Annotated in this window: 13 protein-coding genes; 10 read left to right on the forward strand and 3 right to left on the reverse strand. The window is 46.5% G+C overall.

Features of this window, described 5'->3' with window-relative positions:
- The first annotated feature begins 25 nt into the window (after positions 1-25).
- The gene (folD, locus tag P253_RS01250) at positions 26-874 is read left to right on the forward strand and encodes a bifunctional methylenetetrahydrofolate dehydrogenase/methenyltetrahydrofolate cyclohydrolase FolD (protein WP_016659952.1); all 849 of its coding nucleotides are present in this window, start codon (positions 26-28) and stop codon (positions 872-874) included.
- Positions 875-1,074: 200 nt separating this feature from the next.
- Positions 1,075-1,743, forward strand: coding sequence for a class I SAM-dependent methyltransferase (locus tag P253_RS01255; protein WP_016659953.1), 669 nt, complete (start codon positions 1,075-1,077; stop codon positions 1,741-1,743).
- A gap of 28 nt (positions 1,744-1,771) precedes the next feature.
- On the opposite strand, the gene P253_RS01260 is transcribed toward P253_RS01255, so the two are convergent.
- The gene (locus tag P253_RS01260) at positions 1,772-2,206 is read right to left on the reverse strand and encodes a hypothetical protein (protein ID WP_016659954.1); all 435 of its coding nucleotides are present in this window, start codon (positions 2,204-2,206) and stop codon (positions 1,772-1,774) included.
- 175 nt (positions 2,207-2,381) lie between these two features.
- Positions 2,382-4,211, reverse strand: coding sequence for a phosphoenolpyruvate carboxykinase (GTP) (locus tag P253_RS01265; protein ID WP_005176337.1), 1,830 nt, complete (start codon positions 4,209-4,211; stop codon positions 2,382-2,384).
- Between the two features lie 416 nt (positions 4,212-4,627).
- On the opposite strand from P253_RS01265, the gene P253_RS01270 reads away from it, so the two are divergent.
- From P253_RS01270 to P253_RS01290, 5 genes are all read left to right on the forward strand, one after another.
- Positions 4,628-5,566 (forward strand): diacylglycerol/lipid kinase family protein, encoded by a 939-nt coding sequence (locus tag P253_RS01270; RefSeq protein WP_016659955.1) that lies wholly within the window; start codon positions 4,628-4,630, stop codon positions 5,564-5,566.
- The gene (locus tag P253_RS01275) at positions 5,547-6,305 is read left to right on the forward strand and encodes a metallophosphoesterase family protein (protein WP_016659956.1); all 759 of its coding nucleotides are present in this window, start codon (positions 5,547-5,549) and stop codon (positions 6,303-6,305) included. Before P253_RS01270 ends, P253_RS01275 begins: the two co-directional genes overlap by 20 nt.
- Positions 6,306-6,505: 200 nt before the next feature.
- On the forward strand, positions 6,506-6,796 hold the full coding sequence (locus P253_RS01280) for a co-chaperone GroES (RefSeq protein WP_004810787.1): 291 nt from the start codon (positions 6,506-6,508) through the stop codon (positions 6,794-6,796).
- 57 nt (positions 6,797-6,853) lie between these two features.
- Complete coding sequence (groL, locus tag P253_RS01285; protein WP_016659957.1) at positions 6,854-8,488, forward strand: chaperonin GroEL; 1,635 nt, start codon at positions 6,854-6,856, stop codon at positions 8,486-8,488.
- 202 nt (positions 8,489-8,690) lie between these two features.
- Positions 8,691-9,845: a LuxR C-terminal-related transcriptional regulator gene (locus P253_RS01290; protein ID WP_016659958.1), complete on the forward strand. Its 1,155-nt coding sequence runs from the start codon at positions 8,691-8,693 to the stop codon at positions 9,843-9,845.
- Positions 9,846-9,907: 62 nt separating this feature from the next.
- Here the strand turns inward: P253_RS01290 and P253_RS01295 are convergent, their stop codons facing one another.
- Positions 9,908-11,047, reverse strand: a complete 1,140-nt coding sequence (locus P253_RS01295) for a glycerophosphodiester phosphodiesterase (protein WP_016659959.1) — start codon at positions 11,045-11,047, stop codon at positions 9,908-9,910.
- Between the two features lie 289 nt (positions 11,048-11,336).
- On the opposite strand from P253_RS01295, the gene P253_RS01300 reads away from it, so the two are divergent.
- From P253_RS01300 to P253_RS01310, 3 genes are all read left to right on the forward strand, one after another.
- A complete protein-coding gene (locus tag P253_RS01300) occupies positions 11,337-14,429 on the forward strand; it encodes a multidrug efflux RND transporter permease subunit (protein ID WP_016659960.1) in 3,093 nt (1,030 codons plus the stop codon).
- A gap of 115 nt (positions 14,430-14,544) precedes the next feature.
- Positions 14,545-15,882, forward strand: a complete 1,338-nt coding sequence (gene mgtE / locus P253_RS01305; protein ID WP_016659961.1) for a magnesium transporter — start codon at positions 14,545-14,547, stop codon at positions 15,880-15,882.
- 88 nt (positions 15,883-15,970) lie between these two features.
- Positions 15,971-16,564 (forward strand): DUF4112 domain-containing protein, encoded by a 594-nt coding sequence (locus P253_RS01310; RefSeq protein WP_005176362.1) that lies wholly within the window; start codon positions 15,971-15,973, stop codon positions 16,562-16,564.
- Positions 16,565-16,593: the final 29 nt, after the last annotated feature.

The following is a 16,593-nucleotide window of genomic DNA, read 5'->3' on the forward strand; positions in this document are numbered from 1 at the left end:
TCCTATCAACATTTGGAGATGTGCCGTGGCATTAGTTTTGGATGGTCGTGCATTAGCAAAGCAAATTGAAGCTGACTTGTTAACACGCGTAGAAGCATTAAAGGCGAAAACAGGTCGTACCCCAATTCTGGCGACTATTTTGGTAGGTGACGACGGTGCATCTGCAACTTATGTACGTATGAAAGGGAATGCCTGCCGCCGTGTCGGTATGGACTCTTTAAAAATCGAGCTTCCACAGGAAACCACCACTGAGCAGTTACTGGCTGAAATTGAAAAACTCAATGCCAATCCTGATGTACACGGTATCCTGTTACAGCATCCGGTACCGGCACAAATTGATGAGCGTGCCTGCTTCGATGCCATTTCACTTGAAAAAGATGTCGATGGTGTGACTTGTTTGGGTTATGGTCGTATGGCGATGGGTGAAGCGGCCTATGGTTCGGCAACACCAGCGGGCATCATGACTATTCTGAAAGAAAACAACATCGAAATCGCGGGTAAACATGCAGTGGTGGTTGGTCGTTCGGCTATTCTGGGTAAACCAATGTCGGCGATGCTGCTAGTAGCCAATGCAACTGTAACCACCTGTCACTCACGCACACAAAACCTGGCTGAATTCGTGAAGCAGGCAGACATTATTGTGGGCGCAGTTGGTAAAGCTGAACTGATTCAGAAAGACTGGATTAAGCCAGGTGCAGTGGTCGTTGATGCGGGCTTCCACCTACGTGAAGGCGGCGGTGTTGGTGATATCCAACTCGTTGGTATCGAAGACATCGCTTCTGCTTACACACCAGTGCCAGGTGGTGTTGGTCCGATGACGATTACAACCTTGATTCGTCAAACCGTAGAAGCGGCTGAGAAGGCTTTGGGTTAATAAATTGACCTCTCCCTGACCCTCTCTTGCGCTTCGATTTAAAAGCAGTGCTTTAAATCTTGCTCAGGAGAGGGAAAATTCATTGTAAAAATAATGGATACTCCTTCTCTTGCGCCGTATACGGCTCAGGGAGAAGGTTGGGATGAGGGTAAAACCTCTAAATCAGATTTTTGCTGAAATACATAAAGAATAAAAACCCAATGAGCTGCACCTTTCAATTTCCTAAAGCCCCTGAACATCTATTAAGTGCTTTGCATGATGTGATTCCACATTGTGAACTGCAGGCACAGCAATTGCCTGAAACACCGATTTCACTTTGGTTGATTCCGCCGGTTTTTCCCACCGATAAACTCGATGATGAAGTCATCCGCCGGATCTGGAATGATACGCCGTACTGGATTTTCTGCTGGGCCTCAGGATTGGCGATGGCGCAGTGGTTGCTGGCTGAACCACATCATGTGAAAAATAAAGTGGTGCTGGATTTTGGCGCAGGTTCAGGTGTGGTGGCGATTGCTGCGAAAATGGCAGGTGCCAAGCGGGTGATCTGCTGTGATATTGATCAGGTCAGTCTGGATGCCTGTCGAGTCAATGCCGAACTCAATGATGTCGAACTGGAATATCTGGATGATCTCTACAAAGCCGAGCAGGTTGATGTACTACTCGCAGCGGATGTGCTGTACGATCAATGCAACCGTTTTTTCCTGGATGAGTTTTTAAAATTTGCCCCGGAGGTGTGGGTGGCAGACAGCCGGGTGAAAAACTTTAGCCATCCCAAATATGAAAAGCTGGATGAGCTTAGTGCCACCACTTGGCCCGATTTAGATGAGTCGCCCGAATTTCGTAATGTCAGTTTTTATAAGACGCTGTAAACAGCGTCTTTTTTATTGGCTTGCAGGCTTAAGAGCAGGTATAGCGCACCACAGTTAAAGTGCTTGGGCGGGCAGTGAGGGCATCACGTGTGGCTGGATTTTCGCTGCTGTGCAGGCCAGGTGTATTCGACAGGCTAAAGGTGGCACGGGTATCGCCAATTTGACGTCCTGGAGCAGCAAGATTATTACCAGCTGCCGGGTTGGCAATTTCATTGACGCTGAGAATATTTAATTTAAATACTTTATTGCTGGCCAGCACTTTCTGGCAGGCACGTTGTAGGCGCTGTTCATCTAATTGCTGATTATTGCGTGTTGCAAGGGTGTAAGCCAGGGTGGCCGTGCTGTCAGTGCGGCTTTCGATCTGATAACCGACATTACCATTAAATTCGCGTGGCCCACTCTGGCAGGCAGTGAGCAGGGTAACCGTACAGGCAAGACCTAAAAGTTTATAAGTATTGTGCATTGCTATTATGGCTCATGATCTCTAATTTATGCTTTCAAGTATGCCATAAAAGCCCGACCTGGGGACGACTGCTTTCCTCAATGATGTGTTGAAATTTATTGCCGGTAAAATGTAGCGTGTATAGGCAGGCAATAAAAAAGGCCGCTTTCGCGACCTCTTTCATGTTAATCAGCAATTAAGCAGATTTAACCGCTTCTAAAAGCTCAGCTTGACGTTTTTTCAACGCTTCTGGTAAACGCTCACCCAGTTTGTTGAATAACTCAGTGTGGCTTTCCAGTTCTTTGATCCATTGATCTTTGTCTTGTGCTGTCACAGTTTCAAATTGCTCTTTAGAGAAATCTAAACCAGTCCAGTTCAGCTGTTCGTAAGTTGGAACGCGGCCAATTGGAGTGTCTACAGCATCTGCACGACCTTCACAACGGTCAATGATCCACTCAAGTACACGCATGTTTTGACCGAAACCAGGCCATACGAAGTTGCCTTCAGCATCACGACGGAACCAGTTCACGTTGTAGATACCAGGCAGTTTGTTACCTGCAGCTTCAGCTTTCGCACCCACTTTCTCACCCATTTCTAACCAGTGAGAGAAGTAGTCCGCCATGTTGTAACCCGCGAATGGCAGCATTGCGAATGGGTCACGACGAACGATACCTTGTTGACCAACCGCAGCAGCAGTGGTTTCAGAACCCATGGTTGCCGCTTTATACACGCCATCAACCCAGTCAAATGCTTCTGAAATTAGAGGCACTGTGTCTGCACGACGACCACCGAAGATGAATGCAGAGATTGGAACACCTGCTGGATTTTCCCAGTCAGCATCAATTGAAGGACATTGACCTGCAGATACGGTGAAACGCGCGTTTGGATGCGCTGCTTTTTCTTCGCCAGTATGTGGTTGACCTTTCCAGTTGGTCAGGTTGGCAGGTGCTTCTTTAGAAAGACCTTCCCACCATACTTCGCCATTGTCAGTCACAGCAACGTTGGTATAGATCACGTCTTTGTGCAGCGTCGCCATACAGTTCGGGTTAGTTTTGGTGTTTGTACCAGGTGCTACACCGAAGAAACCAGCTTCAGGGTTGATTGCGTATAGACGACCATCTTCACCTGGTTTGATCCAGGCAATATCGTCACCTACAGTTTCAATCTTCCAGCCTTCATAACCAGCTGGTGGAATCAGCATCGCGAAGTTGGTTTTACCACATGCAGATGGGAATGCCGCTGCGATGTAGTGTTTTTCGCCTTGAGGATTGGTCACGCCAAGAATCAGCATGTGTTCAGCTAACCAGCCTTGTTGACGACCCATGAACGATGCAATACGTAACGCCAGGCATTTTTTACCTAACAATGCGTTGCCGCCGTAACCTGAACCGTAAGACCAGATTTCACGTGTTTCTGGATAGTGCACGATGTATTTTTCTTTGTTGCAAGGCCATGCAACATCTTTTTCACCTTCGGCAAGTGGAGCGCCTACAGTGTGTACACATGGAACGAATTCGCCATCTGTACCTAATACGTCATAAACAGCTTTACCCATACGAGCCATTTTAGACATGCTGACTGCAACATAAGGAGAGTCAGTTAACTCGATCCCGATGTGTGCAATGTGTGAACCGAGTGGACCCATTGAGAATGGAACCACATACAGCGTACGACCTGCCATTGAACCGTCAAATAAACCGTTCAATTTTTCGCGCATTACTGCAGGCGCTTCCCAGTTGTTGGTCGCACCGGCATCTTCCTGGTTTTCAGAGCAGATGTAAGTACGGTCTTCAACACGAGCTACGTCAGAAGGATCAGAGTTTGCAAGATAAGAACCAGGGTGAGTTTCTTGGTTAAGCGCTTGCATTGTGCCGTTAGCGATCATCAAGTCGATATAACGTTGATATTCTTCTGCGCTACCGTCACACCATTCAATTTTTGCTGGTTTTGTTAATTTAGCAATCTCTTCCACCCAAGCAATAAGCTTAGGGTGACGAACGAATTCTGGTGCGTTCACTTGGGTCATGGTGAGGCCTATCTAAAATGTGTACAAACTGTTGTACAAAGTACAATCTGAGAGACGAAATGAACCGCTCAGATGAAATATGAAAAAAAAGTGGCTGTATTAAAGCACAAAATGACGAAAAAAATAAGACTAAAGGACTAAAGGGATTATTTTGGTAGTTAATGCAATCTAAATAATAAGTTTATAAAAAACAATAAGATAATTTTTAAATAAAAGGTGGTCTTATTTATTTTTTATATTTATGTATATTATTTAATTTATTTATTTCTTCTAAAAACAATAATTTATATCTAAATTTTTTCTGAGAATCATTATTGATTAAATAAATGGTGGTAATTCGATTTTTACATAAAGGTGCTTTAAATTTCTACTTAATTGGCTGAAATTAGAACAAATGCTTTAAAGATGTGGACAAAATGTCTGAACAATTCAAGCCATTGTCTATTGTGTATAACAAAAAATCAGGCTTTCATGCGACCCATAAAACCGAGGTGTATGAAGAGCTGATCCAGATTTTTTCCCAATACGGTTTTGAAATCCAGTCCTTTGATATTGAACAGTATGCCAGTTTTGATGAGTTAATGGCGCAGGTATTTTTACGTCATCAGGACCCGGACAATTATGGCGTGGTGGTGGCCGCAGGGGGAGATGGCACCTTGAATGCCGTGGCGGCCAAACTGATTCATACCGATATTCCCATGGGCATTTTACCTTTAGGTACCTTTAACTATGTGGCCCGCGTATTTGATATTCCGGTGGATATTATTCAGGCGGCGCATGTGATTGCAACCGGCCGGCCACGCAAGGCACATCTCGCGCGGATCAATGAACACATCTATTTAAACAATGCCAGCCTGGGGCTATATCCTTTATTTATCCAGAAACGGGAGCTGTATAACCGCTATTTGGGTCGCTTTCCTTTACATGCCTATACCTCCGGTCTGGATGTGCTGATTCGCCATCGCAAGGAGCTGAAATTAAAAGTTGAAGTCGATGGCAAGCTGTTTCCGGTGAAAACTCCGTTGGTATTTTTTGGCAATAACCAGCTGCAATTGTCGGAGATGAATTTGCGTATTGCTGCAGCGGTGGCACAGGGCAAGGTGGCCGGCATTGTGGTGGCGAAAAGCGATAAGTTGACCTTGTTTAAAATTTTATGGCAGCTGGTGAAAGGGGAAATTGAACAAGCACCCGATGTATATACTTTTGCTGCAGATCAGGTGGTGATTCATGCACAACTAAAAACCATGCAGGTGGCCATTGATGGTGAAATTGTCCGGATGCGACCACCGCTAAAAGTCACAGTGGAAAAAAATGCCTTAAATATGATGGTGCCTTATGATTCTGCATCTGTCTGATTTGCATTTTGGCACCGAAAAGCCGGCCTGCATGGCAGCCATCCGGCAATTTTGCCTGGAGCATCAGGCTGAAGCGATAGTGGTCAGTGGTGATTTAACCCAGCGTGCGCGTTTTAAACAGTTTTATGACTGTAAGCAGTTTCTCGACAGCCTGGAGCGGCCGTATCTGGTGGTGCCGGGCAATCATGATATTCCGCTATTCGATTTATGGACCCGTTTTGTCAATCCATTTGCGCGTTATCAGCTGTTTTTTGGCAAGATGGAAACTGTGCTGGAAACCGAGCATTTTTTTCTGATTGGTTTAAACAGTATCCGGCGGCGTTACCATACCCGCGGGCATATTTCGCTGGCGCAAATCCAGCTGGTCGATCAGATTCTGGCCGCGGCGCCGGCGCATAAAATCAAGCTGATTGCTGCGCATCAACCGTTTTATACCCCGCCGGATGATCCGCATGGGGTAAAAGACTGTCCAATGCTTGGCAAAATGGCGCTGGAAAGCTGGAGTCAGCATGGCCTGTTCGGGCTGTTGCATGGTCATCTGCATCAGTCCGCAGTCTATGATTTAAACCAGATTTATCATTTGCAGGCCAGTCATCCGGTGCTGGATATTCATGCCGGCACGGCGCTGTCTTATCGTCTGCATCATCGTTTTAATAACAGCTTTAATGTGATTCATGACAGCGGTGAAATTCAGGCCTATTTTTTTAATGAACGCACACAAAAATTTGAACCGTATTAGAAATATGGGGAATAAAGCGACAGTGGTCTGATGGCTGGCGAAAAAAAAGACAAAAAACAGATTTTTTTTCATTTTTCCCCTTGAAGCGTTTTTTTCCATCCCCACAAAAGTGACATCTAAAATTCATTTTGATGATGACCAAAGGAATAAATAAGTCGTCATCAGTTATCTAACGAAGACTTAGTCTGATGGAGTTATTTATGAGCAACATTCGTCCATTACATGACCGTGTAGTAATTCGTCGTGTCGAAGAAGAAACAAAAACTGCTGGCGGCATTTTATTGCCAGGTTCTGCTGCTGAAAAACCTGCTCAGGGTGAAATCATTGCAGTTGGTAATGGTCAAATCACAGACAATGGCGTACGTGCATTAGATGTGAAAGTTGGCGATAAAGTATTGTTTGGTACCTATGCCGGCACCACTGTAAAAGTAGACGGTGAAGAACTGCTTATTATGAAAGAGTCTGACATTTTAGCTGTTTTAGAAGGCTAATTTCTCACTAACTCAATGGTTATCAGATTTAGTTAAGATTTAAAATTGGAGTAAATCATGTCAGCTAAAGACGTAAAATTTGGTGATTCAGCTCGTAGCAAAATGATTGCGGGTGTCAACATTCTTGCAGATGCAGTGAAAGTAACGTTAGGTCCTAAAGGCCGTAACGTGGTGATCGACCGTTCTTTCGGCGCACCGCACATCACTAAAGATGGTGTTTCTGTTGCGAAAGAAATCACGTTAAAAGACAAGTTCGAGAACATGGGGGCGCAACTGGTTCGTGAAGTGTCTTCTAAAACCAATGACATTGCAGGTGACGGTACCACAACTGCAACTGTATTGGCGCAAGCCATCCTGAACGAAGGCATCAAGTCAGTGACTGCGGGTATGAACCCAATGGACTTGAAACGCGGTATCGACATCGCGGTGAAAACTTTAGTGGCTGAAATCAAATCAACTGCACAACCTGCATCTGATTCGAAAGCAATTGAACAAGTCGGTTCGATCTCTGCAAACTCTGACACCACTGTAGGTGCTTTAATTGCACAAGCAATGGAAAAAGTGGGCAAAGAAGGCGTAATCACTGTTGAAGAAGGTTCAGGCTTTGAAGATGCGCTTGACGTTGTAGAGGGTATGCAGTTTGACCGTGGTTATATCTCTCCATACTTCGCCAACAAACAAGATACATTGACTGCTGAACTTGAAAACCCGTTCATCCTGCTGGTAGACAAGAAAGTCAGCAACATCCGTGAACTGATTACGGTTCTTGAAGCGGTTGCAAAAACAGGTAAGCCACTATTAATTATCGCTGAAGATGTTGAAGGTGAAGCGCTTGCAACGCTTGTTGTCAACAACATGCGCGGCATCATCAAAGTATGTGCGGTGAAAGCACCTGGTTTCGGTGACCGTCGTAAAGCAATGCTGCAAGACATCGCGATCTTGACTGGCGGTACTGTGATTTCTGAAGAAATCGGTATGCAGTTAGACCAAACAACGCTTGAACACTTAGGTACGGCACACAAAGTAACTGTATCTAAAGAAAACACCGTGATTGTGGATGGTGCGGGTAACACAGGCCAAATCGCTGAGCGTGTTCAACAAATCCGTGCGCAAATCGAAGAATCGACTTCTGAATACGATAAAGAAAAACTTCAAGAACGCGTTGCTAAATTGGCAGGCGGTGTAGCAGTGATCAAGATCGGTGCTGCAACTGAAGTTGAAATGAAAGAGAAAAAAGACCGCGTAGACGACGCGCTTCATGCAACTCGCGCTGCAGTTGAAGAAGGTGTGGTTGCTGGTGGTGGTGTTGCACTGGTACGTGCTGCCAAAGCACTTGACGGTGTAACAGGTGCCAACGATGACCAAAACGTAGGGATCAACATCCTGCGCCGTGCAATCGAAGCGCCGCTTCGTCAAATCGTGGCAAACGCAGGTGATGAACCATCTGTTGTGATCAACGCTGTGAAAAATGGTGAAGGTAACTTCGGTTATAACGCTGCAACTGGTGAATACGGCGACATGCTTGAAATGGGTATTCTTGACCCAGCGAAAGTAACCCGTTCTGCACTTGAGCATGCTGCATCTGTTGCGGGCTTAATGCTCACAACTGAGTGCATGATCACTGAAATCCCAGAAGAAAAACCAGCAATGCCTGACATGGGCGGCATGGGTGGTATGGGCGGCATGATGTAATACATCTGCTGGTCATTCGATCATAAAAATCCCCGCAATTGCGGGGATTTTTTTATATGCAGGTCAATAAAAAACACAATGCAGTAAAACTAAACTTAATGCATAAAAAAGTAAGAAATAGATAAATGGTTCAAAAATAATTAAATGTATGATGAGCTTTTGTATTAAATTGGTAGGGCTTAATGATTAAGCTGGGGGAGAGATGAAAGAACAAGAACACCAGATCATTGGGTTAATTTATGATGCCGCGATGGATACACGTTTATGGCCGCAAGTAATTGAAGCCATTGTGCACTACACCAACAGTAAAACCGCGATTTTTACCGCTTTGGACCAATTGAGTCCAAGTTATGACTTTGTGCATACTTATCATATTCCGCAAGCCTGTATTGATGCCTATCAGGACGAACGGATTAAAGTCATTGATATGAAACTGCATGCGCCGTTATGGCAGCAAATCGGGGTGGGGGATACTATTGAACAAAACTTGCAGTCCTATGGCCAGATGCCAGGCACAGATGAATATATCTTTTATGAGCGCTGTCTGGAACCAACCGGGATTTGTCATATCGCAGCTGTTTTACTTGATCAGGGGCAACATCGTTGGGCGGTCTTGGGTATTCACCGGGCGCCCGATGCTCAGCCTTATAGTCCGGAAGAGCATGAATTTCTTAAGCGGATCGGTAAGCATTTACGCCGGGCACTACAAATTCATCGGCAGCTTTGTCAGGCCAAGCAGCAGAAACTGGCTTTAGGTCATATTCTAGATCACTTAAAAACAGGCGTGCTGCTACTCGATCAGCAGTCCTGTTTAATTTATGCCAACAGTAAAGCTCAGGAAACACTCAATCGCTCCAGTCTGATTGAGCTGGACCGTTATAATCGTTTAAAGGTAGGACGCGGTTTTCAGGCCAAACTCGATCAGCTCATTGAGGGGGCTGGTTCGGACTTAAGTCAATGGAATAAAGAACCAGGCGGGGTGATTGAGCTGACAGCAGCTGATCAGAGTACCTTAATGCTAACGGTGATTCCTTTTAATTTAAGCCAGCTAAAAAATACTGAAGGACTACCAGAACAGGCCTATGTCGCGGTTTTTGTGACTGAAACCGGGCAGAAATATTATTTAGCCAAAGATTATTTAAAGCAGCAGTATCACTTGTCGAATCGGGAAGTTGAGTTATGTGAGGTGCTGATTAATGGTTATAAATTTGAAGAGATTGCAGAGCATTGCAAGCTGACGTTAAGCTCGGTGCGTACCTATTTTAAGAATATTTATGCAAAAACCCAGTGTAATTCACAGGCCGAGTTAATTCATTTACTGATGGGCATTACCGTAAATTTTGAGCATATCGTATAGGCTGTTTTGTTTGAGAGTAGAAAAAAGACGCATGCCGCGTCTTTTTTAATATATGAGAATTTTTACTGTTTTAAAAACAGGTCTGCAGCCTGACGTCCTAGTCCAGGATCATCTGTAAAGACACCATCAACACCGGCTTTAAAGAAGATTTCAAACTCGGCCAACGCCCCTGTTTCACACTTCTCAGCAGGATTTGGACTACAATCGAGGCGATCAGGTAAAAATTCATTTTCTGGGCGCAAGGTATAAGGATGTACTTTCAGGCCCTGTGCATGTGCCAGACTCACAAAATTGGTGATTACTCCCTGATTACTGACGATATAGGTTTTACTTGGTCCCACACCATCAGCATATTGCGCAACCGTTTTAAGTCCTTCTGCACTGGCCAATTGACCATAAGTAGTCCCCAGACCTGCTTTTAGTGCATCAGCAGGCTGAGAACTCTGTCCGCTGTAGAGCTGAATGATTTTTGCATGTTGCAAGGTGTTTAAACGATCTAGCTGACTGCGTAGATATTGCAGATTTTTAACTTCAAAAGATTGTAGATAGACCGGGGCAATACTTCGCGAATATTCATATTTCGCCAAGCTACTCAATAAACGGTCTTCCATGGCCAGATTTAAATCCTGGAAATAGGTTGGGTGTTTAGTCTCAATATACAGCCCAATAATTTTTCCTGTTTTTTGATAGTGCTGATCAGCCAGTTCAATAATTTCTTCTATCGTCGGCACTAAAAACTGATCATTATATTGAGTGTTTTGTGGGCGAATATCTGGAATACGTTCGCGGGCTTTCAGCTGCTTCAGTTCACTTAAGGTGAAGTCTTCGGTAAACCAGCCTGTTAAGCTGACTCCATCAATGATTTTGGTGGTTTTACGATCTGCAAATTGTGGCAGTTCACTGACATTGGTCGTACTGCCAATTTCATTTTCATGACGAGCAACCAAATAACCATCTTTGGTTGGAACCAGATCAGGCTCAATAAAATCTGCACCATCCTCAATGGCTTTTTGATAAGCCTCCAAGGTATGTTCAGGACGCAAGGCGCTAGCGCCTCGATGTCCGACAATAATAATTTCAGGTTCAACATAGGCCGGTGGTGTCGGCGTTGGAGTGGGATTATGCGTTTGATTATCACGATCATCACTATTACAAGCAGTTAAAGTGAGAATGCTGGTCAGTATCAGTGTTTTTCTTAGCATGCGGTCCTCTGATGATGCTGTTATTTTATTTGACGCATGCGTAGTGTTGAAGGAAAAACTTGCATTCTCATGACAGGTTGCAAAAGAGCGACAATGTAAATGATGCTAGAGCGAGATAAATCTTTTATCTCCACATTTTCTCCTTATTTTTCGTTCAGCACATCTTTATGTAATATTTTCTTGTATTTTGGGCTTTAGTCACTGAATATCAATATAAATTTGCTAGGGTAAAGCGCCTTCAGAAGTGCTCAACCAAATCTTGGCTCAACCCCATCATGTGACCAAATCTATGCTGTCAAAATTTTTTATTGAACGTCCTATTTTTGCTGGAGTCCTGGCCATTATTGTCATGGCGTTTGGTATTTTTTCCACTTTAGGTTTGCCGGTCGAGCGTTATCCGGATATTGCCCCGCCGCGCATTACCGTGAGCATCACTTATACCGGGGCTTCGGCAGAAACAGTGGAGGAGAGCGTGACCCAGGTGCTGGAGCAGCAGATTCGAGGGCTGGATCATCTGCTGTATTTTAGCTCGAGCAGTGATTCTTCGGGGCGCAGCCGTATCAGCATCAGTTTTGAAAATGGCACAGACCCAGATACTGCACAGGTACAGGTGCAAAATGCGATTAATAGCGCCATTAACCGTTTGCCTGAAGATGTACAGCGCCAAGGCGTGAATGTGTTTAAATCTCTGGGTGATACCCATATGGTCATCGGGTTGTATGACAGCTCTGGTCACAGTTCCAATATTGAACTGTCCGATTATATGATGACCCATCTGGAACAGGATCTGGCGCGTATTGAAGGCGTGGGTGAGGTGGATGTCTTCGGTTCGCAATATGCCATGCGAATCTGGTTGAATCCTTTAAAACTGAAACAGTATGCCTTAATGCCAAGCGATATTCGGGCCGCTGTTGAAGCCCAGAATACCCAGGTGGCAGCCGGCAGTATTGGCGATTTACCCACCGCAACCGATCAGTATTTAAATGCCAAAGTCACCTCCGGTTCACGTTTAAAAACTGTCGAAGAATTTGAAAATGTAATTTTAAAGTCGGCCCAGGACGGCAGTTTTATTTATTTAAAAGATGTGGCGCGGGTCGAGCTGGGGGCAGAAAATTATCAGTCCTTTAATACCATTAACGGCTATCCTTCCGCTGCGCTGGGCATCTCCCTGGCCTCTGGTGCCAATGCACTGGCGACCTCGGCGTTAATCCAGCAGGAAATTGATCATCTCTCCAAACAGTTGCCTGAAGGCTACAAGATCGTCTATCCACGCGATAACACGCCGTTTGTGAAAGAGTCGATGAAAGAGGTGGTCAAAACCCTTATCGAGGCGATTATTCTGGTGGTGATCGTGATGTTCCTGTTTTTACAGAACTGGCGTGCCACCTTAATTCCGACCATCACTGTACCGGTGGTGATTTTAGGTACCCTGACAGTGCTGTATGTGCTGGGCATGACCATCAATACCTTAACTCTTTTTGCATTGGTACTGGCGATTGGTCTGCTGGTCGATGATGCGATTGTGGTGGTGGAAAACGTCGAGCGTTTGATGCATGAGCAGCAGCTTTCAGCCAAACAAGCGGCAATCCAGTCGATGCAGGAAATTAGCGGGGCTCTGGTCGGGATTACCTTGGTGCTGACCGCGGTGTTTATTCCGATGGCATTTTTTGGTGGCTCGACCGGGGTCATCTACCGTCAGTTTTCCATCACCCTGGTGGCCGCGATGTCCTTGTCTCTGCTGGTAGCGCTGATTCTAACCCCGGCCTTATGCGCCTTAATTTTAAAGCCAAAGCAGAAAACTGCCCGATGGGCCGCCTGGTTCAATCAGAAACTGGAAAATCTGAAACAGCATTATCTGCGTTCTTCAAGCTGGACCCTGCAACATCGCGCCATCTGTCTGGTGGTTTTTGTGGCTTTAATCGGGGTATTTGCCTTGTTTTATCGGGCCTTGCCAACCAGTTTTATTCCAAGTGAAGATCAGGGCATGCTCACGGTGCAATTTAAGTTGCAAGAAGGCGCACCACTGTCAAAAAGCCGTGAAGTTGGTGAAACGATTCGTGCCTATTTTATTGAGCAGGAACAGGCCAATGTTGATCTGGTAATGATTCGCTATGGCCGTAACTTCTCCGGTACTGGTCAGAACTTGGGGCAGGGCTTTATTGCTTTAAAGCACTGGGATGATCGTCCGGGCAGTGACAATGCTGCGCAGGCAATTCGTGAGCGGGCCATGCAGCATTTCCAGCGTCATCCGGATGCGCAGATTATGATTGGGATGCCGGCCTCGGTACGCGGTTTAGGCCAGACCGATGGCCTGCAGTTCTGGCTGCGGGATTTAAATGGGCAGGGCCGTGATTATCTGGAGCAGCAATTCCAGAGCCTGCGCAGTCAGGCAGACCGTTATTCCAGCTTTGCCAATCTGGATAAAAAATCCAATCCGGAAAAAGCCGAGCTGAATGTCAATATTCATCAGAAGCAGGCCATGGCCAATGGTCTGAGCCAAGGTGCGATTAACAGTACCTTGTCGGCGGCATGGGGCGGCAGTTATATCAATGACTTTATTGATCGTGGCCGGATTAAACGGGTGATTATGCAGGGTGATGCCGAGTTCCGTGCCACCCCGGAAGATTTGCAGGCCTGGTCGGTGCGTAATGCCAACGGGCAGATGGTGCCATTTGGTAATTTCTCTACCCTGAGCTGGGGTGGCGGACCAGAAGTGGTGAACCGGTTTATGGGCTATACCGCACTGGAAATGGAAGCCGATACCGCAGCCGGTGCCAACTCCGGTCAGGCCATGCAGGATATTCAGCAGCTGGTTGACCAGCAGGACGGTGTCGATCTGGCCTGGAGTGGCTTGTCCTTTGAAGAAAAGCAGTCCAGCAATCAGGCTTTATTGCTGTATCTGGTATCAATTGGTTTTATCTTCCTGTGTCTGGCAGCGCTGTATGAAAGCTGGACCATTCCAACCGCAGTGATGAGCGCGATTCCACTGGGTATTGGTGGTAATATCCTGTTCAGCTACCTGGCCGGTTTCCCGAATGATATTTATTTCCAGATTGCGCTGCTGACCACCATCGGCCTGTCCTGTAAAAATGCGATTCTGATTGTCGAGTTTGCTTCGATGGCGCAGCAGCAGGGGCGCAGTGCCGTAGAAGCCGCACTGGAAGGAGCGAGTCTGCGTTTACGTCCTATTCTGATGACCTCGCTGGCCTTTGGTGCCGGGGTCATTCCACTGGTATTTGCCTTTGGTGCCGGTGCGGTCAGCCGTCAGGAAATTGGCGTGAGTGTGCTGGGTGGGGTGATTTTCGGTACGGTTCTGGTGCTGATCTTTATTCCATTTATGTATGTGCTGGTACGTTCGATCTTTAAACTGAAACAGGCCTGATCCACCAGGCTTACATAAAAAAATGCTGCTGCTTCAGGGACACTGCGGCAGCACGCAGATGCGGTGTGAATCACTTTACGTTTTAAAAAATAACCAAGAATAATGATGAGAGTTTATGCTGAATCCTTTTGAACTTCAGGCACTGGAACAGGCCATTTTGCAGCAGCATCCAGAGCGGGTACAAACCCTGATTGCGCATATGAATCCGGCCGATCTGGCGGGATGGATTGAACAGCTGTCGCTAGAAGCGCAGGTCCGATTGATTCCCACTCTGGAGCAGGCCGCGCTGATCTTTGAGTTTTTACCAAAAACTGTACAGGCGCAAATTGCCGAACAGCTGGACCCGGCTGACTTATTGCAGCTGATGAGTGCCATGCATTCGGATGACCGGACCGATCTGTTTAAAGGTTTGAGTCCGACGCTACAGCCGTGGATTCTGGCCGAGCTGGCGCCGGAAAAACGTCATCAAATTCAGCAGCTGGCAGCTTACCCGGAAGAATCTGCCGGGGCAATCATGAGTTCGGATTTTGTGACCTTGTCGCCTGAGCTGACGATCCAGCAGGCGATTGAACAGTTGCGCCAGGTGGCCGCAGACCGGGAAACCCTGTACCTGATTTATATTGTCGATGCGCTGCAGCATTTACTTGGTGTGGTGTCATTGCGGCAGATTATTCAGGCCGCGCCAGAGGTACAGCTGAAGAACCTCATGACCACAGATCTGGTGATGGGCCAGGTCGATGAGGACCAGGAACAGATTGCCTGGAAGCTGGCGCATTATGACTTTCTGGCTTTGCCGATTGTTGATCAGGCGCAGCGTCTGGTCGGGATTGTCACCTATGATGATGCCATGGATATTGTCGAGGCTGAAACCACCGAAGATATTTTAAAATCCGGTGCGATTGAATCCTTGCCCAATCTAAGCCTGAAAAATGCACCTATTCTGTCTTTATATCGCCAGCGCGTGTTCTGGCTGGTATTTCTGGTATTTGGCAGTTTGCTGTCCGGTTTTGGCATTGCCCATTTTGAAGAGATTATTGCCGCGCATATTGTGCTGGTGTTCTTCTTGCCCTTGCTGGTCGGTAGCGGCGGGAATGCCGGGGCACAATCGGCGACCTTAATGGTGCGTGCTTTAGCCACCGGCGATGTGCATTTTCGTGACTGGTTCTATCTGCTGGGGCGGGAAAGTCTGGTGGCGCTTTGTCTGGGTGGCACCATGGCACTGGCCGTATCGGTGCTGGGCTATGTACGTGGCGATTTGATGGTGGCGGTGGTGTTGGCCTTAAGTATGCTGGGCATCGTGCTGATGGGCTGTCTTGTTGGCATGAGCCTGCCGTTTATTCTCAATAAGCTGAAACTGGACCCAGCCAGTGCGTCGGCGCCCCTGGTGACCTCAATTTGCGATGCCAGCGGGGTGGTGGTCTATCTGTTTATTGCCTCACAGCTGCTGTTTTAGCCTGTATTTACAAAGCAGTAAAACGATTGAGCAGTGCGCTCGAGTATAGTAAAAACATGACATAAATAGATAAAAATCAGGTTGATTCATGACAGAGCTGCACAGCACCAAACCCAAACTTTCCCGGCAAGAGGTGATTCGCCTGGAGCGTGATCTGGCCAAATTTGCCAATATGATGGATTCGGTGGTGCGGATTCCGTTTACCAAACAGGGCGTGGGCGCTGATGCGGCTTTAAGTACCATTCCGGTGGCCGGCGATCTGGCCGGTTTTGTGCTGACCTGTTATGCAATTTATAAAGCCAAACAGGTCGGCGTGCCACAAGCCAAACTGAATCCGGTCATGAAGCTGGCGGTTATGGATGCGGTGGTGGGCTTTATTCCGATTGCCGGGACGATTTTTGATATTTTTATTCGTCCTAGCCGTAAGGCGCTGGATATTGTGCATGATCATATCCGGCAGGAATATGATATCCAGAGTGACCATCATGTGGTGCATCCTTTCTTGCATGAAAAACTGGAGCAGAAGCAGCAATATTCGGCATTCTGGCGTAATCCTGTGGTGGCCTGGCTGTGGATTCATCTTCCTGATTTATTAGGCCTGTTGTTCCTGATCATTCTGGTGGTGGCGACCTTGGCCGGGCTGCAATGGGTCTGGCAGTGGATGCAGGGTTTAAATCTTTAAGTAAGCTGTCATCATTCCAACCAGTATCT

Source organism: Acinetobacter indicus CIP 110367 (assembly GCF_000488255.1).
Taxonomy (GTDB): Bacteria; Pseudomonadota; Gammaproteobacteria; order Pseudomonadales; family Moraxellaceae; genus Acinetobacter; species Acinetobacter indicus.